This window comes from Rhizobacter sp. P3_C12, from assembly GCF_056402735.1.
Map to the genome: position 1 here is coordinate 1 of NZ_JBFUGW010000058.1, position 20,591 is coordinate 20,591.

Consider the following 20,591-nt stretch of genomic DNA (forward strand, 5'->3'; position numbering starts at 1 on the left):
CCGCTTCGGGAGTGCGGCATGAGCGACGTGAGCCCTGACCCGATCCTGCGCATTCGCGGCCTGCGCAAATCCTTCGGCCCGGTCGAGATCATMCGCGGGGTCGACCTCGAACTGCGGGCCGGCGAGCGCCACGCACTGATCGGCCCGAACGGTGCCGGCAAGTCGACGCTGTTCCACCTGATCTCCGGCAACCTGCGGCCGAGCGCGGGCGAGATCGTGCTGGGCGGGCAGCGCATCGACGGCTGGTCGCCGCAGCGCGTCAACCGCAGCGGCCTGGCGCGCTCGTTCCAGATCACCAACATCTTCCCGAAGCTGACCGTGTTCGAGAACGTGCGCATCGCGGTGATGCAGCGCCATCGCCTGCAGTACAACGTGTGGCGCCGCATCGAGCGCATGGGGGCGATCCGCGAGGAGACCGATCGGCTGCTCGAACGCGTGCGGCTGCAGCAGCACGCGGCCACGCTGGGCGGCGAGATGAGCTACAGCGGCCAGCGCTCGCTGGAGCTCGCGATGACGCTGGCCTCGGACCCGCAGGTGGTGCTGCTCGACGAACCGATGGCGGGCATGTCGAGCGAGGAGACGCAGTACACCGCGGCGCTGATCCGCGAGGTGACGGCAGGGCGCACGCTGCTGCTGGTGGAGCACGACATGGACGTGGTGTTCTCGCTCGGCGAGCGCATCAGCGTGCTGGTCTACGGGCAGCTCGTCGCGACCGGCACGCCGGCCGAGATCCGCAGCCACCAGGGTGTGCGCGAGGCCTACCTGGGCGAGGAGCACGACGCATGAGCGCCATCGAGGGGCAGCCGCTGCTGCGCGTGGACGGCCTGCATGCCCACTATGGCAAGAGCCACGTGCTGCGCGGCGTGAGCCTGCAGGTGGGCCGCGGCGAGGTCGTCAGCCTGCTGGGTCGCAACGGCTCGGGCCGATCGACCACCTTGAAGGCGCTGATGGGCCTGGTGCCGCCGAGCGCCGGCCGCATCGAGCTGGCAGGCCGCGCGCTCGCCGGCGCGCCACCGCATGCCATCTGCCGCGCGGGCCTGGCCTATGTGCCCGAGGAGCGCGAGGTGTTCGCGAACCTGACGGTGGACGAGAACCTGCGCATGGGCGAGCAGCCGCCGGTGGCCGGCGCGGTGCGCTGGAGCGTGGCGCAGATGTTCGACTGGTTCCCGCGCCTGAAGGAGCGCCGCGGCACCAAGGCGGGCAGCCTGTCCGGCGGCGAGCAGCAGATGCTGACGATGTGCCGCTCGCTGCTCGGCAACCCGCTCGCGATCCTGATCGACGAGCCGACCGAAGGCCTGGCGCCGAAGATCGTCGCGCAGGTCGCCGAGTGCATCCAGGACATGCAGCGGCACGGCGTCTCGGTCGTGCTGGTGGAGCAGAAGCTCGCCATCGCGCTGAAGGTGTCGAGCCGCGTCTGCGTGATGGGCCACGGCCACATCGTCTTCGAGGGCAGTCCGGCGCAGCTGCTGGCCGACACCTCGATGCAGCAGCAGTGGCTCGCCGTCTGAAATTTCAAACTCCCGGAGAGCCCATGGCAACACCCCCCGACAAGGTCATCATCAGCTGCGCCGTCACCGGCTCGGTCCACACGCCGACGATGTCCCCGCACCTCGCGCTGACGCCGGACCAGATCGCCGAACAGGCCATCGAGGCGGCCGAGGCCGGCGCGGCCATCCTGCACCTGCATGCACGCGACCCGGTCGACGGCCGGCCGACGCCGGACCCGAAGGTGTTCGACCAGTTCGTGCCGCGCATCCGCGCCGCGACCGACGCGGTGATCAACATCACCACCGGCGGCAGCACGCGCATGACGCTGGACGAGCGCCTGGCCTACCCGCTGCAGGCGCGGCCCGAGATGTGCTCGCTGAACATGGGCTCGATGAACTTCTCGATCCACCCGATGGCGCGCAAGTACAGCGAGTGGCGCCACGACTGGGAGAAGCCGCACATCGAGGGCATGGAAGACCTGATCTTCCGCAACACCTTCCGCGACATCAAGCACATCCTCGAGGTGCTGGGCCAGGGCTGCGGCACGCGCTTCGAGTTCGAGTGCTACGACGTGGGCCACCTCTACACGCTGGCCCACTTCATGGACGAAGGGCTGGTCGAGGGACCGCTGTTCATCCAGAGCATCTTCGGCATCCTCGGCGGGCTGGGCGCGGACCCGGAGAACCTGGTGACGATGCGCACGACGGCCGACCGCCTGTTCGGCCGCCAGAACTACCGCTTCTCGGTGCTGGGAGCCGGACGCCACCAGATGCCGCTGCTGACGATGGCCGCGGTGCTGGGCGGCAATGTGCGGGTCGGCCTGGAGGACAGCCTGTACCTGGAGAAGGGGCGCCTCGCGCGCTCGTGCGCCGAGCAGGTGCGCAAGATCCGCCGCATCCTGGAGGAGCTGTCGCTGGAGGTCGCGACGCCGGCCGAGGTGCGCGCGATGCTGGCGCTGAAGGGACGGGACGCATGAAGAAGCACCTGAAGGACAAGGTGGCGATCGTGACCGGCGCCGGCGGTGGGCTCGGCCGCACGCATGCGCTGGAGCTGGCGCGCCATGGGGCGCGGGTGGTCGTGAATGACCTCGCGGGGCGCGACGACGGTGCCGCGGCGCAGGCCGTGGCCGGCGAGATCCGCCAGCGCGGCGGCGAGGCGCTGGTGCAGCTCGGCGACGTGACGGTGCCGGGCGACATGCAGGCGATGGCGGATGCGGCGGTGGCGCGCTGGGGGCGCATCGACATCCTGGTGAACAACGCCGGCATCCTGCGCGACCGGAGCTTCGCGAAGATGTCGCTCGACGACTTCAGGCTGGTGTTCGACGTGCACGTGATGGGTGCCGTCAATGCGACGAAGGCGGTGTGGGCGCAGATGCAGGCGCAGCGCCACGGCCGCATCGTGATGACGACCTCGTCGAGCGGGCTGTACGGCAACTTCGGCCAGTCGAACTACGGCGCGGCGAAGATGGCCCTGGTGGGGCTGATGCAGACGCTGGCACTGGAAGGCGCGAAGTATGGCGTGCACGTGAACTGCCTGGCGCCCACCGCCGCGACCGGCATGACCGAAGGCGTGCTGCCGCCCGAGGCGCTGGCCCGGCTGGGCGCCGAGCGCGTGAGCCCGGCGCTGCTCGCGCTGGTCGGCGACGAGGCCCCCACGCGCATGATCCTGCTGGCGGGCGCGGGCAGCTTCGAGAGCGCGAACATCACGATGACGCAGGGCCTGCACCTGGGCGATGCACACGACGTGGCCGAGCGGTTGTGTGCGCGGCTGGACGAGGTCACGGCCCGTGCCGATGAGGTCGTGCCCGCGTCGGGATGGGAGCAGTACCAGCTGGAGCTGGCGAAGGCCGTACCAGGGGTATGCAGCCGCAGTTGACGTCGGAGAGAATGTGAACCTCGCGGCGGCGGACATAGGGAACCTCTGCCGTTCCTGTGTCTGCGGGCGGCGGCCTTGCCAAATCCACACGAGCACCGAGGGGGAAATATTGATGCAATGGCGTAGTCGCTGGCTGCGAATTGGCGTGGGCGTGTCCGGCGCTTGCCGGCTCCTGTTGTGCCGGGTGTCGTCGGCACTGGTGGCAGTGCCGGCCTTGCTGGCGGCATCGTCGACGTGGGCCGGCTGCGATCTCAAGCAGATGGAGATCCCGGTGCGCGTCGTCGACCAGCGCCCGATTGCAATCCTGACCCTCAACGGGACCGAGGTGCCGATGCTGGTGGACAGTGGCGCCTTCTTCAGCATGCTCAGCGAATCCACCGCGACACAGCTGAATCTGTCGTTGCGCAGTCTGCCGTATGGCATGCGCATCGAGGGCTACACGGGGCGTATCCATGCGAAGCTGACACGCGTTCAAACCCTGGGACTGCTCGGGGCTGAATTGAACAACGTGGAATTCATCGTCGGTGGCAACGAGCTGGGCGCCGGCATCATGGGGATTCTGGGCCGCAACATCCTGTCGATGGCGGACACCGAGTACGACCTGGCGCACGGCATCGTGCGCCTGAGTTTTCCGAAGGGTGAGTGTGCCGAGACCAACTTCGCCCATTGGGCCGGCGAGGCCCCGGTGATCGAAGCACCGCTCGGGACGACCCGGCATGACAGGGACACGGCCATCCGTGTGGCAGTCCGCATCAACGGCAAGCGCACGATGGCGCTGATGGACACCGGAGCGCCACACACGTCGTTGACGCTGGCGGCTGCCCGCCGCGCCGGCATCGACGAGAGCAGCCTGACGCCTCTGGGGCGCGTCGGCGGTGCTGGGGAAGGCCGGGTGAAGTCGTGGGCAGGCCCCGTCGCGTTGTTCGAACTGGGYGGGGAGAAGATCGTCAACACCCGCCTGGAGATCGACGATGCCGACGATTCGGAGCAGGGCATGTTGTTGGGGCTGGACTATTTTCTGTCGCACCGCATCTATGTTTCACGCCTGCAGGACAAGGTCTACGCCACCTGGAATGGCGTCGCCCCGTTCGCGTTCGCTCGAGCGGCCCCGGGCGAGTACGACGCTCGTTATGCAGCACTGCCGAAAGATGTCGGGAAGGACGATGCCGATGCCTTGGCGCGTCGGGGATCCGCTGCCATGGCGGCGGGGAATTACGCTCGTGCCCTGGAAGACCTGAACCGAGCCTGCGAGTTGGCACCCGAGGTGGCCGACTACCTGTATGCCCGGGCGCGGCTGCATCTGATGATGCGCAAGTCACAGGCCGCGCTCGCCGATCTGGACGAGGCCTTGCGACTTGATCCCCAGCTGAACGAGGCGCGCTTCCGCCGCGCCTGGGTGAGAGTGGCGCTCGACAATCCATCGGGCGCGCAGGCTGATCTTGCACGACTCGACGAGGTGTTGCCGCCATCCTCTGCCCTGCGTGCGGACATGGCAGAGTTGCACGCCGTGCTTTCCCACGCCCCGCAGGCTCTGCGGCAATTCGATCTCTGGGTGAATACCCACCAGAGAGACGCGCGCCTCGCCAGCGTTCTCAACAGCCGCTGCTGGATGCGCACGCGGCTCAACATGGAATTGACGCAGGCCCTGCAGGATTGCAAACGAGCGGTGGACCTGGACGAGGGGTCGGCGGCATATCGCGACAGCCTTGGCTGGACCTACTTGCGCGTGGGGGATGCGGCAAAGGCCACGGAGGCCTTCGATGGCGCGATCAAGGTGAAGGCGCTGCCCTTTTCGCTGTACGGGCGAGGTCTGGCGAAGCTGCGTCTGAACGACAGCTCCGCCGGACAGCAGGATCTGGCAGCGGCCCGCAAGCTGAAACCCTCGATCGACAAGGACGCGCGTACGGAGGGGTTCGATTTCGTGGACGACGTGGCGCCGCCTGAGCTCCAGCAGGCACTCTAGGCTGCGGCGACGGACTCCGCCACGAAGGCGGYGTAGGTGCGCAGCGGGCGTCCGAGGATCGCCTGCAGGCGATCCACCGCGCCGTCTTCGCCCCGCATGCCGTACTTCTGGATGCCGGCCATCATCAGGCGCATGTCATAGGCCAGCCAGGCCGGGCTGAACGACGCCATCTGCCCTTCGAAGGCAGCCACGTCGTCGCCGCCGTAGGCGATTTCGCGACCGAGGGCGGAGCTCCAGGCCTTTGCCGCGGAAGTGCCCGTCAGCGCTTGCGGGCCGACCAGGTCCAGCGTCATTCGCGGCAGCGGTGCAGGTGCCCTGTCGCGGCGCAACAGCTCGGCGACGGCGAGGTCGGCGATGTCGCGCGCATCGATCATCGAGACGCCGGCCGAGCCGATCGGCATCGGGTAGACGCCGTAGCCCTCGATCACCTGCCGGACCGTGCCTTCGTTCTGCATGAAGTAGGCCGGACGCAGGATGGTCGCCGGCATGTCGAGGCTGTCGATCATGCGCTCGACCGTGTACTTGCTCGTGAAGTGGGGCACGTTCGTGTACTGGTCGGCGTGGATCACCGACAGGTAGACGACGCGCTCGATGCCGGCCTCGCGCGCCAGGTTCAGCGCGATGAGGGCTTGCGTCACCTCATCGGGCGTCACGGCGTTCAGCAGGAACAGCGTTCGCACCGACGACAGCGCGGCGCGCATCGAGGGCACGTCGGTCAGGTCGCCGACCACTTCGGTGACGCCTGCGGGGAAGCTGCGCTTGCCCGGCTGGCGAACGAGGGCCTTGACGCTGGCGCYGGCGTCGGCCAGGCGTTGAACGATGAGGGAACCAATGGTGCCGGTGGCACCGGTGACGAGGATGCTCATGTGAATCTCCAGTGAATGATGGATCGGATGGTTCAGAGGGATCAGCGGGAAAACTCCGCCACGACCTTGCCGGTGCGCGAGGCGGTGCGATTGCGTTCGATGGCCGCCGGGATGTCCTTGAAGCCGACCACCTCGCTGACCGGCGACTTCAGCGTGCCGGCCGCGACATCGGCCGCCAGCGTTTCCAGCAGCGCGGTGTCCGCCTTGTTCATGAACCACAGGCCGCGGCGGCCCGCCGGCGTGCGCGCCAGGATGTCGGGGGACGAGGTGCCGACGATCGCGCCGGTCGGCGTCAGGACCTGCCATGAGCGATCGAGGACTTCACCTCCGACGTAGTCGAGCACCAGGTCGATGTCCCGGGCGATGTCCTCGAAGCGCTGGGTCTGGTGGTCGATGACGTGGTCCGCGCCGAGACCGCGCACGTACTTCACGTGGGCCGTGGCAGCGGTCGCGAAGACCTCGGCGCCCGCCCGCTTCGCGTACTGCACGGCATGGCCGCCGAGCCCACCCGCCGCGCCGTGGATCAGGATCCGCTGGCCGGGGAGGATGGGGCCGGCGAGATGCAGGCTCTGCCAGGCCGCCACGGTTGCCACGGGAATGGCGGCTGCCTGGACGTCGTCGAGACCGTCAGGCGTGCGAGYCAGGTTGCCTTCGTCGACCGCCACGAACTCGGCGTAGGCGCCGAGCCGGCCCAGCGGGCCCATGACGCGGTCGCCGACGCGAAAGCGGGAGGCGCCGGGGCCGACGGCCTCGACCACGCCCGCCAGTTCGATGCCCAGCACGGCCGGCAGTTGAAGCGGGAAGGCATCCCGGACATAGCCCTCGCGGACCTTCCAGTCGATGCCGTTCACGCCCGCGGCCCGAACCCGGACCAGGACTTCGCCGCGCCCGGCTTCCGGCTTGGCGATCTCGGCCACTTCGGCGGCGCTGGCGCCTCCATAAGCCCGGATCAGTACAGCGCGTTGTTGGGTGGTGCTCATTTGAAGTTCCTCGTATCAAGTTGCGATGACGAGAAGATAGGCTGTTGCACCAGTAAAACAAAGGCGCCAAAATGTAGATACACCGTTTCAAATATGGAACAGCATGGATCTGAACGCAGTGGCCGATTTCGCGCTTGTCGCGACGAGCGGGGGGTTGGGAAAGGCGAGCCGTGCCAGCGGCAAATCGAAGGCGACCTTGTCGCGGCGCATCTCCGACCTGGAAGAGCAGCTCGGCGTGCGGCTCATCGAGCGCAGCGCCCGTGGGCTGAAACTCACCGAAGCCGGCGAGCTGTTGATGGCCCGAACCGAAGGGCCGATCCACGAGGTGGCCGAAGCCATGACCGCGGCCCGGGAGGGGGTGGCCATGCCGCGCGGGCGCCTGCGCATCGCCGCGCCCGTGCTGTTCTCACAACTGGCGATGGGGCGGATCAGTGCGGAGTTCTGCGCGGCCTACCCGGAGGTCACCTGCGAGGTGGTGGCCGAGGACCGCCTGGTCGACCTGGTCGAGGAGCAGTTCGATGCCGCCATCCGCATCAATCCCAGCCCGGACAGCAGCCTGGTGGGGCGGTGCTTCGCGAAGGACCGGCTGGTCGTCGTGGCCGCGCCCTCGGTGCCGATGCCCGGCCCGGGTGCGGTCAGGGCCGTGCCCGGCATCGTGTCCACGAGCTTCCAGCCGACCCACTGGAAGCTCGACGAGGGGCGCCTGGTCCTGGACCCCATCCCGAAGCTGCGGCTGTCATCGTTCCTGATGGTCCGCGACGCGGCCGTCGCCGGCGCCGGCGCGGCCCTCATCCCGCAGTCCATCGCATGGAACCAGCTGACCCGCGGGGAGCTGGTTCAGTGGGGGACGGTCTCGGGCGTGGAGGTCGCGCTGTGGGTGCTGCACACATCGCGACGCCTGCCGGCGCCGAAGGTCCGCGCGTTCGTGGAGTTCATGTGCAACCGGTACCCGGAGGAATCGCTGGTGCTGATGGGGTGATGGGGGTGATGGGGGTGATCACCCGCCGATCAGGTCGAACTGCTCCCACGGCCCGATCGCCGTCCGGTTGGCGATCAGCGGCGCGGCGCCCGCGCTCTCGGCCGTGACATAACGGTTGTTGACCAGCGCTCGCAGCGTCACGCTGCCGTTCGGGTTGCGGATCAGCTGGAAGGTCTCCCACAGGCCGATGGCGGTGCGGTTGGCGATCAGCTGCGAGTTGCCGGCGTTGTCGGCGGTGACGAGCTTGCCGTTCGCATGCGAGCGCAGCGCCACGTTGCCGCCGCCGGCATCCAGCAGGTCGAACTGCTCCCAGCCGCCGATGGCCGCGCGGTTGGCGATCAAGGCGCCGTCGCCCGCGTTCTCCGCGCAGACGTAGGCGTTGTTGACGCGTGCCCGCAGGCTGACGACCCGGCCGGTGCCCGGCGTCGTGCCGCCGGCCACCGGCTGCGTCGGGCGGGTGGGCGTGAGCGCGATCTGGCGCTTCAGCATGCGGCCACCGTCGGCGGTGAGGCGCAGATAGTAGTCGGACGAGCAGGGCGTGCCGTCCTCGTCGAGCGCGAGCATGCCGGAGTTCGACGGCAGGAAGGCCGCGGTCTCGGCGGTCTTGGCGATCTGGTTGCCCTCGTTGTACTCGTCGAACATCGAGATGTAGATGCCCTGCGCGCCGACCCGGACCATGTTGTAGAACTGCCGCCACATGAAGTCGCCATGGGCCCGCTGGCGCGCGCCCAGGTCGCCCGGCAGCACGCACGGTTGATAGTCGATGCCGTGCGCATTGCAATCGGCCTGGTCCTGCTGGTTGGCATTGGCGTAGAACCAGTCGGAGCCGGCGGCGTCGCCGATGCGCCCCACCATCCACGGCGAGATCATGTTGAAGGCGTGGTACACGTCGAGGTAGCCGGCGCGCGAATCGCTGTTGCCGTTGCGCCACCAGGTGGGCACGCCGCCCATCACGTAGCAGCCCTGGGCCTTGAACCAGTTGATGACGTCGAGGCAGGCCGCCGCCGGCCACGGGTGGTTGTCGTCGTTGAAGCCGAAGCCCCAGATGCCCACCACCGGGCGGCCGTTCTGCTTCGCGTAGGACGGCGAGGCGACCAGCGCGGCCATCTTGTTGGTCCAGTCGGCCTTGATCTCCGGCTGCATGTTGGCCCAGCCGCTCACGTCGTACATGATGTAGAACTTGCGCCCGGTCGCCTCGGCGGCAGTGCGCACCTTGGCCGCCATCGCGTCGCGCGTGGCGCCCTCGCCGCCGTTCGGGTTGAAGCGCTGCAGTGCGGCGGTGTCGCAGCCGTTCTGCTGCATCCACAGGAAGTGCGTGTTGACCGTGGACTGGTCGTACGACGAGAACAGCGTGGCCGGCGAGCCGTTGTTCAGGTTGCCGTAGTCGCTGCGGTAGCCGGCGGCGTAGTCGCGCATGTCGGGCCACGCGCTGATGGCCTTGTTCGACGGCGACGGCGGACGGCCCCAGTCGTTGGACCAGTGCCACCAGCCGCGGATCGGCGCGCCGTCGCCCGCGCAGGCGAACCAGCCCTGGTAGCCGACGGTGATCTTGCCGACCACGTCGCCGACGGGGCTCGCGGCGTGGGCCGCTCCGGTGGCGAAGGGCAGCGCGCCGGAGGCCGCGCCAGCAGCGGCGGATCCGAGGAAAGTGCGGCGGGTGAGTGTCACGTGGGCTCCAGGTCTGAAGGGTGCGGGCGGATCCTAGGCAGCCCGCCGGTCCAGATCTGTGTGCGTGTGCGTCCGTTGCAACGCGATGTAGGGATGAAAGTGGATACGGTTCCACTCTGCGCCTGAGCGCCCGTCGTCACGCGATGTTTCCAAATCGCGGTGCAGCGGGGTTCAGGTGCGGTCCTCGTCGTGCTGCACGGCGCCGTCGACCGGCCGCAGCCAGGGCTCGCGGCGTTTGACCCAGAGCTCGTAGCTCGGCACCAGCGGGGTGGGGGCTTGCGACAGCAGGCCGAGCTTGATCTCGGCCTCTCGCTCGTCGACGGAGAACAGCCGCGACCCGCATCGGGTGCAGAAATATCGTCCCTTGAAGTGAGCCGTGTCGCCTGCGTGCTCGAACTGCGGGGTCGGCCAGATGCCGTAGAAGGTGAAGGCCGAGCCGCTTTCCTGCCGGCMGTCGGTGCAGTGGCAGATGCCGACGCGCAGCGGCTCGCCCTGCACGGAAACTCGCACTTGCCCGCAGAGGCAGCTTCCCGAATATGCTTTCATGGTCGAGCGCTCCTTCAATCGCACAGCACACGGCTTCGTCCGCCATCGACGGCCAGAATCTGGCCCGTCACGTAGTGTGCGTCCAGGGCGAGCCAGCCGACGGTGGCCGCCAGTTCTTCGAAGCTGCCCTCGCGTGCCAACGGGATACCGCGCAGCACCGACTCCTGCCGGGCGCGATCGGACCACCCCTCCGGCCAGACCAGCGTGCCCGGCTGGACGACGTTGCAGCGAACCTGCGGTGACCAGTCTGCCGCAAGCGCCATCGTCATGGCTTGCAGGGCCGCCTTCGTTGTCGTGTACCAGAGGTGACCCCGCGCGGGCCGGTCAGCATGCACGTCCGTGATCGTGACGATGGACCGCAGGCTCGCCCTCAGCGCCGCCAGCACCGCCGCGTGCGACGCCACATGCACGTTCCAGTCTGCCGCGGCCCGGTCGCAGTCGGCGAGCGTGCTGGCCTCCCACACCGATGCGTTGCACACGCACACCTCCACGGCGGCGTCGACGATCCATCCCGGCACGCGAACAACGGGCTCGATGAAATCGGCGCACCAGGTTGCGGCGCTTGCCGGGCGAGTGGCGTTCAACTCGCCGGCCAGTGCTTGCGCCTGTGTGGCAGAACGTGGGGAGTGGTGAAGCAGCAGCTTGAGCCCGCGACGATGCAGTTCTCGGGCGATGGCCGCACCGCCGCGCGCGGCAGCGCCCGTGACGAGCGCTGCCTTCATGCGGTGAAGCGAACGCTGGGCACGTCCGGCCACGGATGGGCCTTCGCAATGCTCACCACGACCGATCGCACATGCGGCAGTTCTTCGATCTGTCGCTTGATGAGAAGCGTGGGTTCTTCGAGCAGGTCGAAGCGGCAACCCTCGAAGACGTGCCGCACGATGCTGCGGCAGTGGCTGTAGTCGAGGGTCTGGTGGATGTCGGCTGTCTGGGCGGCCTTGTCCGCTGCGTCGGCCTCGATCTCGACGCCGACGCGAACGTTCAACGACTGCTGGGTTCCGATCTCCGTCGGGGCAATTCCAATCTCGGTGATCACGACGACTTCCAGGTCGATTCTTGGCATGGGGTCCCTTTGTCTGTCTGTCGCTGCGCCATGTTGGCGCCTAGCATCCGCGGCAGTCTAGTCGGGGACAAAGATGCGACGTAGAACACTTTTGTCAGGGTTGACAGCAACGACAGTTCCAGCTTGGGCCGCAGACGGCGCACTGCTGACCGTAGGCGGCAAGATTGGAAAACGCAACGCTGGCAACGTTTTCGTTTTCACGGAAAACGAGTTCATGCGCTTGCCGCAATCGGTCATCGTCACCGGCACCACGTGGACGCCGAAGTCTCGATGGGAAGGACCTCGCGTGGATGTGGTGATGGCCCAGGTTGGCGCGTGGACGGGAACGACACTGCGCATCACGGCGGTCGACGACTACAACGTCACGATCCCCTGGGATGACATGACGCGCTGGGGCATCGTGCTGGCCCACAGCCGCGATGGAAATCGGTTGCAACGCARCCAGTGGGGGCCGCTGTTCGTCATCTACCCGCGCGATGACCGCCCCCGAGAGCTGAGCACGCCGATGACGGAAGCGAAGTTCATCTGGCAAGTCAACCGGATCGACGTGCAATGAACGCCCGCATCGGCAAGATGCTGTCACCCGGCTGGCACTTGCTGGGCAAGGTGGCGTTGCTCAGCGCGGTCTTCATCGGTGGAGCCTACGCGCTGTACCGGCCCGATGATTCCGCCTGGTCACTCAGCGGACCTCGGGAGGGCTACTACTGGAGCGTTGCCCAGTACCAGCTGGCGTTCTATCGCATGCGCGAACTGGTGCGCGTGGAGGCGGCCGGCGAATCCGTCGAGCAGGACCGTCGCCATCTGCGCGCAGACATCCTGGAGTCCAAGGCGCGGATCCTGATCGTTCCGTCTGAACTGACCCGCTACTTCGCCGGAATCGAGGGCTATTCGGCGAATGTCGAGACGCTGCAGGGCTTCCAGCTGCGGGTGATGCATCGATTGAAACGCCAGGATTTCGGCCGTGAGAGTGCGATCGAACTGCTGCCGCTGTTCGAGGCCGTCGAGCCCGTGCTCGTGCGACTGGCCAATGAAGTGAGGATCGAGGAAATGCGAAGCCGTGAAGCGGCTGTGGATGCGTTGCTGCAACGGCGCACGCTGCTGTGGAGCGTGCTGACGGCCGCATGGCTCCTGGTCGCCGGTTGGCTGGTGACGCTTGCGACATCGGAACGCAAGCTCCGAGATGCCATTCGTTCGAAGGCCAACTTCCTCGCCATGGTCAGCCACGAACTGCGATCGCCGTTGCAGGACATCCATTGCGCGCTCGACGTGATGGCGCACCGCACGGGCGGTGCCGCCAACGACGAGTTCGTCGCTCGCATCCGGCGCGCTGCCAACGCCATGAACACGCAATTGCGCGATCTGCTGACGCTGGCCACCGGCGAAGCGGGACGCCTGGAGATCCACCCGGAGGCCTTCGAGGCCGGGGATCTCGTTCGCGATGTCGTCGACACCTTCAAGCAGCAGGCGTCGGCCAAGGGCCTGGAGCTCAGCGCCCACGTTCCGGAGGATCCGGTCTTCGTCGTCGCCGATCCGAAGCGCATCGTCCAGGTGCTCTCGAACCTCGTCAGCAATGCGGTGAAGTACACCGACTCGGGGCATGTCCACGTCACGCTGCACGCGACGGCACGCGAACTGCACATGACGGTGTCCGATTCCGGTCGAGGCATTGCACCGGAGCATCTGCCGGGCCTCTTCCTGGCCGGTACGCGGTTCGCAAGCCTGGAGCGGGGCGGCCGCGAGGGCGTGGGCATCGGCCTGGCCATCGTGCACACCGTCGTTGCGCACCTGGGCGGTACCGTTGATGTCAACAGCAGCCCGGGCGTCGGCTCCTGTTTCGACGTTCGTGTTCCCGTGACGATGGCCGACGAGACGCACGAGGCGTCATGACCCTCCTCACCGGGGACCGAACGCTTGCGTCAATTGGGCGCTGATGATCGGCAACCGCAAGGGCTTCTCGAAGAACATCAGCTTGTAGCGCCGCACGGCGTCGGCGACCTCGTTCGCCTGGGCGCGTCCGGTGTCGAACTCGCCGGTGAGCAGGCCGATCGGGCACTGCAGGTCGGTCTCGCGGATGCCGGCAATCAGCTCGCGGCTGTCCTGGCTGCCGAGGATCCAGTCGATGAGGTAGCCGTCGAAAGGGCGCGTCCGCACGGCGTCTGCCAGGTCCTGCGCCGTGTAGAACGGCGTGGCCTCGAATCCCGATGCCGCGAGCGCATCGACCAGGCTGTCGGTGGTGTCGCGCTTGTCGTCGAGCACGGCGATGCGCCGCGCGGTCTGGGCATCGCCCTGCAACACGAGCAGGCGGATGCCGAAGGCGTGTGGAGGCACGTTGTCGCCGGTGGGCATGACGACCCATTCACTGCCCACGCCGATCGCAACCAGCGATCCTGGCCGCGCCGGCTTCGCTTCGTGCTCGAGCCAGACCCGGCACGGGACGCGCGCAGATCCGGCGAGCAACACGGCCGACCGCGGCGTGTCGGCTTCGCCCAGGCTCACCAGTTGCGCGAGGGTCTCGCCAAAGAACTCCGCCATGCGCTGGAGCTCTTCAAGCGACCAGGTCGAATCCTTCTGGACCTTGCGGTGCGCATGCGAGTAGGAGAGGCCCAGGACGTCCGCGGTCAACGTCGAGTGCTTGTGCCGGGGGACTTCGTGACGATCGAGCAGTGCGCGAACGCAGATCGCGGCCAGTGATGGTTCGCCATCGTCCGCGCCGGGTCTGCTGCTCGTCATGTCGAAAGGGAAGTGGTCATCCGCGTTGGATTTTCGCATTGCGGCATCCCCACTTCCATCTGAAGAATATTCCTTGTTGAAGATGGAAACAGTCAATATACTTCCTCATAAGGGAAGAAAGTTGTCTCCTGAAGCGAAAAGAGGAAGCCTTCCCGGCACGGTCGGAGGTGCTCCGCGGAACAGGAGTTCATGTCATGAAGATGCCTCTGTCGAGCGCTCACATCGGCGCCGCGTCGACAACGCAGGGTTCCGATCCGTATTCCCGTTGCCCGTTCGATCCATCGGATTGCTACTCGCTGTGGACCGTGGTGCTCGCGGGTGTGGTCGCACAGTCCTTCCTCTCAAGGCGGCGGCATCGGCAACTCCAGAGAGGGAAGGCCGGCGAAGACGCCATCGGCTCGGGTATCTTCGTTCTGTTCATGCTGCTCCTGATCGGCGTCGTCTGCGTTCTTCCGACGGTGCTTCCGGATCTCGAGCACCTGGTGAAAGGATTCGCCATGTCAAGCACGTTGCCGCGCAACAGGTCGATGCCCGCCTCGGCCGTCATCCCGGTGCTTCTGTACCCCAGCGTTCCCGAGGCCGCCGACTGGCTGTGCAAGGCCTTCGGCTTCACCGAGCGGCTGCGCATCGGCACGCACCGCGTGCAGCTGGACGCGCCGGCAGGGCAGGGCGCGGTGGTGGTGGCGGCACGCGGGCCGTCCGCCGAGGTCGCATCGGCGTGCGTGATGGTGCGGGTGCGCGGCGTGGATGCGCTGTTCCAGGCCGCGTGCAACCACGGGGCCACGGTGATCGGGCCGCCGCAGACGCAGGTCTACGGCGAGCGTCAGTTCACGGTGGCCGATCCCTTCGGCCACGTCTGGACCTTCTCCGAATCGGTCGAAGATGTCGATCCGGCCTCCTGGGGTGGCGAGTACCTCGGTCGCGACACCGACGAGACGTGACGCGGCAGCGCGGGGCTGCGGCCCGTGGCCTGCGCCGCCTGCATCACCAGCCGCTGGGCACGCTGCGTCGGCCGAGCCGCGAGGTTCTGCTGCGCCAAGGCCCAGGCCCGCTCCGGATCCTGGCCAGCGCCCAGGTAGAACTCGGCCGCGTGGTCGGCGAAGGCGAGCGGGTGCCTGGCGAGCAGCGCCTCGAAGCGCAGCTGCGCCTGCGCGATCTCGCGCTCGCCGCGCTCGCGTTGGCCGGCGCGGATGTGGAGTTGCCCGAGCAAGGCCAGTGCTTCCGGTTCGTGGCTGGCCGCCGCGATGCGCTCGAGCCGTGCCGTTGCCGCAGGCTCATCGCCGCGCCTGACCTCCAGTTCCGCGAGGTGGATGTTCGCGACGGCGAACTGCGGCAGCGTGCGCACGGCCTGCGCATACATCGCTTCGCCGCGCCGCGGGTCATCGCCTTGCTCGGACCACATCAGGCCGCGCATGAACCAGATCCAGGCGTACGGAAACGGCGAGGTCGTGTCGAGCTCGTCGATCGCCGTGGCGTACAGGCGGTCGGCCTCGTCCAGCCGGCCCACGGCTGCGTAGGCGGTGGCCAGGGCGCTGTGCGATGCGAAGCCGGGGAGGCGTGCCACGTTCGATTCGAGCGCGGGAAGCGCTTCATCGGCCCGCCCGATGGCGACGAGGATGGCTGCGCGTTGGGCCGCCACCGTGCGGCTGTCGGCGCCAGCCCGTGCGGCCTCCTCTGCATCGGCCAGGGCCTCGTTGAAGCGATGGACCGCCGCGCGGCTGCGCGATCGGCGCAGCAGTGCGGCGGCGGCGTGCGAATCCGCCTCCGCGAGTGCAACGACGCGATCGAGCGCCTCGTAGTCGGCCAGCGTCTTCGAGCGCAGCAACAGCAACTCGTCGATGCCTGCATCCCCCGTGGCCTGCGCGATCAGGTGGTCGAGGTTGGCGATCGCGATCGCGCCGTCGGTCGTGGCGCGCGGGTCTTCGCGGTTGCCGTCGCGGAAGGTTCCGCTGCAGCCGACCAGCGCCCCGGCGAGCGCCACCATGGCGATGCAGCCGCGCTTCATGGCGCCGCCAGGAACGGGAACACGGCCGTCGAATGCAGGCGGTCGTCGTGGTCGACCCCGTCGTCGACGGTGTCCGGCGTGCCGCGGATCAGCAGCGAGCGGAACACGCCGTTGACGTTGTAGTTCGGCGTGCGGCCGCCGCAGTCGTTGACCGGTGCGCCCTCGGCCGCCGATTCGACCGCGAAGTAGCGGGTGCAGGTCGAGACCCGCGAGTCGACCCACAGCCTGTCGTCGGCCAGCAGCCGGGCCAGCGCCTGGTAGCGCGCAGGAGTGGCGTCCGCCCGCGCGGCCAGCCACTGGTTGCCGAGGATGCCGTCGAAGCTGTCGTACAGCGCCAGGTTGCGGCCGATTTCGGGCGCGAACTTCTGCCAGTCCACTGGGTCGGCGCGGTTGTAGTCCTCCTTCATCGCGTCCGCGTCGTCGCTCGAGCCGATGGTGTGCAACAGGGCGTTGCCGGTCAGCGCACGCCCCATGCGATCGATCGGCTTGCCCAGCAGCGGGCGGCCCGGTGCGGGCCGTTGCCGGTAGGTGCGCCCCCAGACCGCCAGCAGCGGGCCGCCCTGGTTGACGACCGCCAGGTCCACCGAGACGACCAGCGCCGAGGTCTTCCAGCCCGCCAGGAAATTCTTCGCCGGCTCGCCCTGGGTCTGGCGCCACTGCGCGAACACCTGCGCGGAGGTCGCGGCGTCGAACGCGAAGCAGCCGGCGGCATCTTTCGGCGCCTTGCCTTTCTGGATCGCATCGGCCGCGAGGTTCAGCGCGGCGCGCGTGCCCCTCACGTTGTTGTAGTACGGGTCGTCGCGCAGCCCGGCGAACACCTGGAAGCGCTTGTGGCGGCCTTCGAGGCCCGCGGGCCGGCCGGCATCGCCGCGCAGCTCGTCGGCATCACCGGCCCAGCATTCGGCCGCGTTCGCGACGTCGAAGCGACACAGGACGGTGGTGCTGCTGGTCGTGCTGCCGAAGCGCGGGCCGCTGTCGACGTGGAACACGTACTGGACCTGGTCGGAGAACTGGCGGCCGACGATGTCCATCACCAGGTTCAGCCGCCGGCCGTCGGCGGACGTCCAGGCGTAGAGGTCGCCGATGTCGGCCGCCGGGTCGGCGATCACGGTGGGGGTGTCGAGGTGGTCTGCCGCGTGGGCGGCCGGCGGAATGCCCATCGCGGCGACAAGGCAGGCCAGGGTGAAATGCAGTCGGGTGTTCATCGCTCGGTGTGGATTCAAGGAGGAGCTGCCAGCGTAGGCATTGCACGCGCAGCCGACTTGGCAAAAACTGCTGTCGCTGCCGCCGGCTCCTAGAATTGCAGCCACCCCAACACCTGGCACGCCATGCCTGCTGCTCCGTCCCAAGGCCTCGCCGCCGACCGCGACTACCGCCCGCTGCGCGGCGCGTGCGGGCTGCACCTGATGCGCTGCGCATGCCGCGCGGGTGCCGACGAGCGGCCCCGCGACGAGGAGCACCGGGCGTTCTCGGTCACGCTCGTCGAGCGCGGCTTCCTGGGCTACCGCACGCGCGCCGGTCGCGCGGTGCTCAGCCCCGGCTGGCTGATGCTCGGCAACCCGGGCGAGGGCTACGCGTGCTCGCACGAGCAGGGCGACGGCACCGGCGATGACTGCGTGGTGCTGTCGATCTCGGCACAGGCCTTCGACGCTGCGTCCGCTGCGCTCGGCCTGCCCGGCCTGGCTCCGCGCTTCGGCCGCGCGGCCTTGCCGCCGTCGCCGCGGGTGTCCGCGCTGCTGGGATCGCTGGCGGACGATGGCATCGAGGGCTTCGCGCTCGAAGAGGCGGCGCTGCAGGTGATCGGCATCGTGCAGGGTTCGCTGCACGAGGGCGCGGCACCGGCGATCGCGCCGCGGCAGGACGAGCGGGCGCTGGCCGCCGCGCACTGCATCGAGCGCCGCGCTGCCGAGCTGCTGACGCTGGACGACGTGGCCGCCGCCGTCGGGCTGAGCACGTTCCACCTGATGCGCGTCTTCAAGCGCTCGATCGGCGTCACGCCGCACCAGTACCTGATGCGCGTGCGCCTGCTGCGCGCGATCGACCTGCTGCGCGACACGCGGCAGCCGGTGACCTCGATCGCCTACGAGGCCGGCTGGTCCGACCTGTCGAACTTCACCCGCACGTTCCAGCGGGACGTGGGCTGCTCGCCCGGGCAGTTCCGGCGCGGCGACCGGAGGCTCCTCGAGGTGGCGCCGGGCGCCTGACGTTTGGTTGCAAACGGGCGCATCTCCGTCACGGGGCGGTCAACACTGGGCGGCGGCCCGATCCCAGAATCGCGCGGCCTTCCGGCCTGACGTGAGACTGCGAGAGAACAGAATGAAAAAGGGAACCGCCCGTTTGCATGGCATCAGCAGCCTGCTGATGTCGTTGTGCTTGACCGCCTGCGGCGGATCGTCGGGTGACACGCCGGCGCCGCCGGTGGGCAATGCGCCTGCGCCTGCGCCGGCACCGACGCCATCTCCCGCACCGGCCCCGGCGCCAGCACCAGCACCAGCACCAGCACCAGCGCCCACACCTGCTCCCGCGCCTGCGCCTGCGCCGACCCCAGCGCCCGCACCGGCACCTACGCCGGCACCCGCACCCGCGCCAGCGCCGGCTCCTGCTCCTGCTCCGAGTCCTGCGCCGGCTCCCGCTCCCGCGCCCGCGCCCGCACCGGCTGTGGACCAAGGCACAACCCTGACCACCTGGGCCCCCGCTGGCGCGACCGAGAAGCCCACGGTCACCGCGGGCACCTGGCGCGCCGGCGGCCCGAACCCCGAGCAGGCCAGCTTCAAGCTCGTCAAGGAGTCGGCCCACTTCGCGTTCTATTCCGACGAGACGATCTCCGACGCCGACCTGACCCTCGCGGCCAACACGCTCGAGAACACCGTCTGGGAGAACCTGTTCAACTCSAACCTGCTGATGCCCGAGCCGTTCTACAACAAGACGGACAAGATCAAGCCGGCCATCCACATCCACTCCGATTGGGGCCTGACCGGCGGCGCCTGGGTCGACAACCAGCGTGCATTGCACCTCGGCATGTGGATCGCCCCSGCCGCGCTGAGGGACCAYTGGGGCCTCACGCACGAGTTCACGCACGGCTGGCAATCCTGGGCCGGCAACAACGGCGGCCTCGAGTGCTACCAGTCGAACACCTGCGGCTGGCTCTTCGAGAGCCACGCGAACTTCACGCCGCACCARCTGCCCGAGTACCAGGGCAACGCGCACTGCTCCGAGATGCTGCCGAACGCGCCGCACCTCTACCTGGGCTCCACGCGCGACCGCTATTGCAACTGGCAGTTCATGGAGTTCCTGAAGGACAAGTACGGCCCCGGCGCGGTCACGCAGATCTGGACCACSAGCGGYGCCGACCCGCTGACCAACATCCAGAAGTCGCGCGGCTGGACGCTGCCGCAGCTCAACGACTTCATGGGCGACTGGGCGATGCACAACGTGGTGTGGGACTACAAGGCCACGCCCGACACCTTCCGYACCACCTACGGCAACATCACGCTGACCGACAAGGCCGAGCGCATGCACCGCCTGATGCCGCTSGAGGCRCTGGACGGCAGCTGGGCGACGAACCGCCGCTTCGCGTCGCCGTTCTACGGCGCACCGCAGCGCTTCGGCTACAACGTCGTGCGGCTGTACCCGACGAACGGCGCCACCACGGTGACGGTGAAGTTCCGCGGCATCAACCAGGCGGGTTCCGATGCTGACTTCCGCTGGGGCCTGGTGGCCACCAACACGCAGTTCACGTCGGCCCGCTACAGCGCGCAGCAGAAGGGGCTGGACGCCGACCTGAGCTTCAAGGTGAACGCAGGCGAGCCGCTGTTCCTGGTGGTGACCGCGACGCCGTCGGTGTTCAAGACGGTGGTGTGGGACCAGGCGTATGAATCGATCTGGCGCTACCCGTACATGGTCGAGCTGGCGAACGCCTGGCCGCAGGGCTTCCAGAACGGCCAGCGTGATGCCTGCCCGTCGGGCACCCTGCGCCATGCCAACGGCGGCGGCTGCGCACCGACGAGCACGCCTTCGTCGGTGTATGTCGGCCCGTACGCGACGATCCTGCCGGGCGGCAGCGCCACCGGCAGCGCGCGCATCGAAGACCAGGCCATCGTCGCGAACGGCTCGGTCAGCGGCGGCACGGTCGGCGGGCTCAGCGTGATCGGCGTGACCGGTAGCCCGTGGGGCAACAACAGCTTCTCGGTGTCGGGCTCGGCCCAGGTGCGCACCACGTTCTACCCGCTGGGCTTCTTCGAGGCGAGCCAGGGCGCGTCGGGCAGCCTGAACCTGCATGGCGACGTCGAGTACCGCGGCACGGGGCTCAACCTGAGCTCGGGCAACCGCTCCGGGTTCGTCGATGCCACCTCCAACGTGGGGTCGGCCACCGACATCAACACGAAGGCGACACTGACCTGGCGGCCCTGATCCCCTGACCCCCTGAGC

The 20,591-nt window shown here is 68.4% G+C and carries 21 protein-coding genes; 11 read left to right on the forward strand and 10 right to left on the reverse strand.

All coding sequences use genetic code 11. The features are described from left to right. Positions 1–18: 18 nt before the first annotated feature. The 5 genes from AC1DXV_RS11915 to AC1DXV_RS11935 all read left to right on the forward strand — a co-directional run bounded on the left by AC1DXV_RS11915 (position 19) and on the right by AC1DXV_RS11935 (position 5,326). Positions 19–786 carry an ABC transporter ATP-binding protein gene (locus AC1DXV_RS11915; RefSeq protein ID WP_477933735.1) on the forward strand — a complete coding sequence of 256 codons (768 nt, stop codon included), beginning with the start codon at positions 19–21 and terminating at the stop codon, positions 784–786. Next, positions 783–1,508 carry an ABC transporter ATP-binding protein gene (locus tag AC1DXV_RS11920; protein WP_477871505.1) on the forward strand — a complete coding sequence of 242 codons (726 nt, stop codon included), beginning with the start codon at positions 783–785 and terminating at the stop codon, positions 1,506–1,508. The genes AC1DXV_RS11915 and AC1DXV_RS11920 overlap by 4 nt, the downstream gene beginning before the upstream one ends. Before the next feature lie 23 nt (positions 1,509–1,531). Then, positions 1,532–2,464, forward strand: coding sequence for a 3,5-dioxohexanoate:acetyl-CoA acetone transferase (gene kce, locus AC1DXV_RS11925; protein WP_477933709.1), 933 nt, complete (start codon positions 1,532–1,534; stop codon positions 2,462–2,464). Then, positions 2,461–3,363 (forward strand): SDR family NAD(P)-dependent oxidoreductase, encoded by a 903-nt coding sequence (locus AC1DXV_RS11930; protein WP_477871509.1) that lies wholly within the window; start codon positions 2,461–2,463, stop codon positions 3,361–3,363. Before kce ends, AC1DXV_RS11930 begins: the two co-directional genes overlap by 4 nt. A gap of 112 nt (positions 3,364–3,475) precedes the next feature. Next, positions 3,476–5,326 (forward strand): aspartyl protease family protein, encoded by a 1,851-nt coding sequence (locus tag AC1DXV_RS11935; RefSeq protein WP_477933711.1) that lies wholly within the window; start codon positions 3,476–3,478, stop codon positions 5,324–5,326. Here AC1DXV_RS11935 and AC1DXV_RS11940 read toward each other — a convergent pair. Further along, a complete protein-coding gene (locus AC1DXV_RS11940; RefSeq protein WP_477933713.1) occupies positions 5,323–6,192 on the reverse strand; it encodes an NmrA/HSCARG family protein in 870 nt (289 codons plus the stop codon). The two genes, AC1DXV_RS11935 and AC1DXV_RS11940, sit on opposite strands and share 4 nt — an antisense overlap. Before the next feature lie 41 nt (positions 6,193–6,233). Next, positions 6,234–7,172, reverse strand: coding sequence for an NADP-dependent oxidoreductase (locus AC1DXV_RS11945; protein ID WP_477933715.1), 939 nt, complete (start codon positions 7,170–7,172; stop codon positions 6,234–6,236). A 103-nt stretch (positions 7,173–7,275) separates the two neighbouring features. Here AC1DXV_RS11945 and AC1DXV_RS11950 point away from each other — a divergent pair, with 103 nt between their 5' ends. Continuing rightward, positions 7,276–8,151, forward strand: coding sequence for a LysR family transcriptional regulator (locus AC1DXV_RS11950; protein WP_477866354.1), 876 nt, complete (start codon positions 7,276–7,278; stop codon positions 8,149–8,151). An 18-nt stretch (positions 8,152–8,169) separates the two neighbouring features. Here AC1DXV_RS11950 and AC1DXV_RS11955 read toward each other — a convergent pair whose 3' ends face one another. The 4 genes from AC1DXV_RS11955 to AC1DXV_RS11970 all read right to left on the reverse strand — a co-directional run bounded on the left by AC1DXV_RS11955 (position 8,170) and on the right by AC1DXV_RS11970 (position 11,401). Beyond that, a complete protein-coding gene (locus AC1DXV_RS11955) occupies positions 8,170–9,819 on the reverse strand; it encodes a lectin (protein WP_477866352.1) in 1,650 nt (549 codons plus the stop codon). A 171-nt stretch (positions 9,820–9,990) separates the two neighbouring features. Further along, positions 9,991–10,365, reverse strand: a complete 375-nt coding sequence (locus AC1DXV_RS11960) for a GFA family protein (RefSeq protein ID WP_477933717.1) — start codon at positions 10,363–10,365, stop codon at positions 9,991–9,993. A 14-nt stretch (positions 10,366–10,379) separates the two neighbouring features. Next, on the reverse strand, positions 10,380–11,087 hold the full coding sequence (locus AC1DXV_RS11965; protein WP_477866348.1) for an SDR family oxidoreductase: 708 nt from the start codon (positions 11,085–11,087) through the stop codon (positions 10,380–10,382). Beyond that, positions 11,084–11,401: a dihydroneopterin aldolase gene (locus AC1DXV_RS11970; RefSeq protein ID WP_477933719.1), complete on the reverse strand. Its 318-nt coding sequence runs from the start codon at positions 11,399–11,401 to the stop codon at positions 11,084–11,086. Before AC1DXV_RS11970 ends, AC1DXV_RS11965 begins: the two co-directional genes overlap by 4 nt. A gap of 127 nt (positions 11,402–11,528) precedes the next feature. Between AC1DXV_RS11970 and AC1DXV_RS11975 the strand changes: the two genes are divergently transcribed. Both AC1DXV_RS11975 and AC1DXV_RS11980 read left to right on the forward strand, forming a co-directional pair. Next, positions 11,529–11,984 (forward strand): putative pterin-binding protein, encoded by a 456-nt coding sequence (locus tag AC1DXV_RS11975; RefSeq protein ID WP_477933721.1) that lies wholly within the window; start codon positions 11,529–11,531, stop codon positions 11,982–11,984. Continuing rightward, positions 11,981–13,315, forward strand: a complete 1,335-nt coding sequence (locus AC1DXV_RS11980; RefSeq protein ID WP_477933723.1) for a sensor histidine kinase — start codon at positions 11,981–11,983, stop codon at positions 13,313–13,315. Before AC1DXV_RS11975 ends, AC1DXV_RS11980 begins: the two co-directional genes overlap by 4 nt. 6 nt (positions 13,316–13,321) lie before the next feature. Here the strand turns inward: AC1DXV_RS11980 and AC1DXV_RS11985 are convergent, their stop codons facing one another. After that, positions 13,322–14,197 carry a helix-turn-helix domain-containing protein gene (locus tag AC1DXV_RS11985; RefSeq protein ID WP_477866340.1) on the reverse strand — a complete coding sequence of 292 codons (876 nt, stop codon included), beginning with the start codon at positions 14,195–14,197 and terminating at the stop codon, positions 13,322–13,324. A gap of 155 nt (positions 14,198–14,352) precedes the next feature. Between AC1DXV_RS11985 and AC1DXV_RS11990 the strand changes: the two genes are divergently transcribed. Further along, on the forward strand, positions 14,353–15,099 hold the full coding sequence (locus tag AC1DXV_RS11990) for a VOC family protein (RefSeq protein ID WP_477933725.1): 747 nt from the start codon (positions 14,353–14,355) through the stop codon (positions 15,097–15,099). Here AC1DXV_RS11990 and AC1DXV_RS11995 read toward each other — a convergent pair. Together AC1DXV_RS11995 and AC1DXV_RS12000 are read right to left on the reverse strand one after the other, a co-directional pair. After that, positions 14,982–16,163, reverse strand: coding sequence for a tetratricopeptide repeat protein (locus AC1DXV_RS11995; protein ID WP_477933727.1), 1,182 nt, complete (start codon positions 16,161–16,163; stop codon positions 14,982–14,984). The genes AC1DXV_RS11990 and AC1DXV_RS11995 overlap by 118 nt on opposite strands. Next, the gene (locus AC1DXV_RS12000; protein ID WP_477873758.1) at positions 16,160–17,368 is read right to left on the reverse strand and encodes a hypothetical protein; all 1,209 of its coding nucleotides are present in this window, start codon (positions 17,366–17,368) and stop codon (positions 16,160–16,162) included. Before AC1DXV_RS12000 ends, AC1DXV_RS11995 begins: the two co-directional genes overlap by 4 nt. 123 nt (positions 17,369–17,491) lie before the next feature. On the opposite strand from AC1DXV_RS12000, the gene AC1DXV_RS12005 reads away from it, so the two are divergent. Beyond that, a complete protein-coding gene (locus tag AC1DXV_RS12005) occupies positions 17,492–18,367 on the forward strand; it encodes a helix-turn-helix transcriptional regulator (protein ID WP_477873755.1) in 876 nt (291 codons plus the stop codon). 143 nt (positions 18,368–18,510) lie between these two features. Here AC1DXV_RS12005 and AC1DXV_RS12010 read toward each other — a convergent pair whose 3' ends face one another. Then, positions 18,511–18,720 carry a hypothetical protein gene (locus tag AC1DXV_RS12010; RefSeq protein ID WP_477873754.1) on the reverse strand — a complete coding sequence of 70 codons (210 nt, stop codon included), beginning with the start codon at positions 18,718–18,720 and terminating at the stop codon, positions 18,511–18,513. A gap of 101 nt (positions 18,721–18,821) precedes the next feature. Between AC1DXV_RS12010 and AC1DXV_RS12015 the strand changes: the two genes are divergently transcribed. Continuing rightward, positions 18,822–20,573: a DUF6055 domain-containing protein gene (locus tag AC1DXV_RS12015; protein ID WP_477933729.1), complete on the forward strand. Its 1,752-nt coding sequence runs from the start codon at positions 18,822–18,824 to the stop codon at positions 20,571–20,573. The last annotated feature ends 18 nt before the right edge of the window (positions 20,574–20,591 follow it).

Coding starts and splice junctions, on each gene's coding strand:
- kce (WP_477933709.1), top strand. CDS start 1,532: ATGGCAACACCCCCCGACAAGGTCATCATCAGCTGCGCCGTCACCGGC.
- AC1DXV_RS12005 (WP_477873755.1), top strand. CDS start 17,492: ATGCCTGCTGCTCCGTCCCAAGGCCTCGCCGCCGACCGCGACTACCGC.
- AC1DXV_RS11985 (WP_477866340.1), bottom strand. CDS start 14,197: ATGCGAAAATCCAACGCGGATGACCACTTCCCTTTCGACATGACGAGC.
- AC1DXV_RS11930 (WP_477871509.1), top strand. CDS start 2,461: ATGAAGAAGCACCTGAAGGACAAGGTGGCGATCGTGACCGGCGCCGGC.
- AC1DXV_RS11990 (WP_477933725.1), top strand. CDS start 14,353: ATGAAGATGCCTCTGTCGAGCGCTCACATCGGCGCCGCGTCGACAACG.
- AC1DXV_RS11995 (WP_477933727.1), bottom strand. CDS start 16,163: ATGAAGCGCGGCTGCATCGCCATGGTGGCGCTCGCCGGGGCGCTGGTC.
- AC1DXV_RS11950 (WP_477866354.1), top strand. CDS start 7,276: ATGGATCTGAACGCAGTGGCCGATTTCGCGCTTGTCGCGACGAGCGGG.
- AC1DXV_RS12000 (WP_477873758.1), bottom strand. CDS start 17,368: ATGAACACCCGACTGCATTTCACCCTGGCCTGCCTTGTCGCCGCGATG.
- AC1DXV_RS11965 (WP_477866348.1), bottom strand. CDS start 11,087: ATGAAGGCAGCGCTCGTCACGGGCGCTGCCGCGCGCGGCGGTGCGGCC.
- AC1DXV_RS11920 (WP_477871505.1), top strand. CDS start 783: ATGAGCGCCATCGAGGGGCAGCCGCTGCTGCGCGTGGACGGCCTGCAT.
- AC1DXV_RS11980 (WP_477933723.1), top strand. CDS start 11,981: ATGAACGCCCGCATCGGCAAGATGCTGTCACCCGGCTGGCACTTGCTG.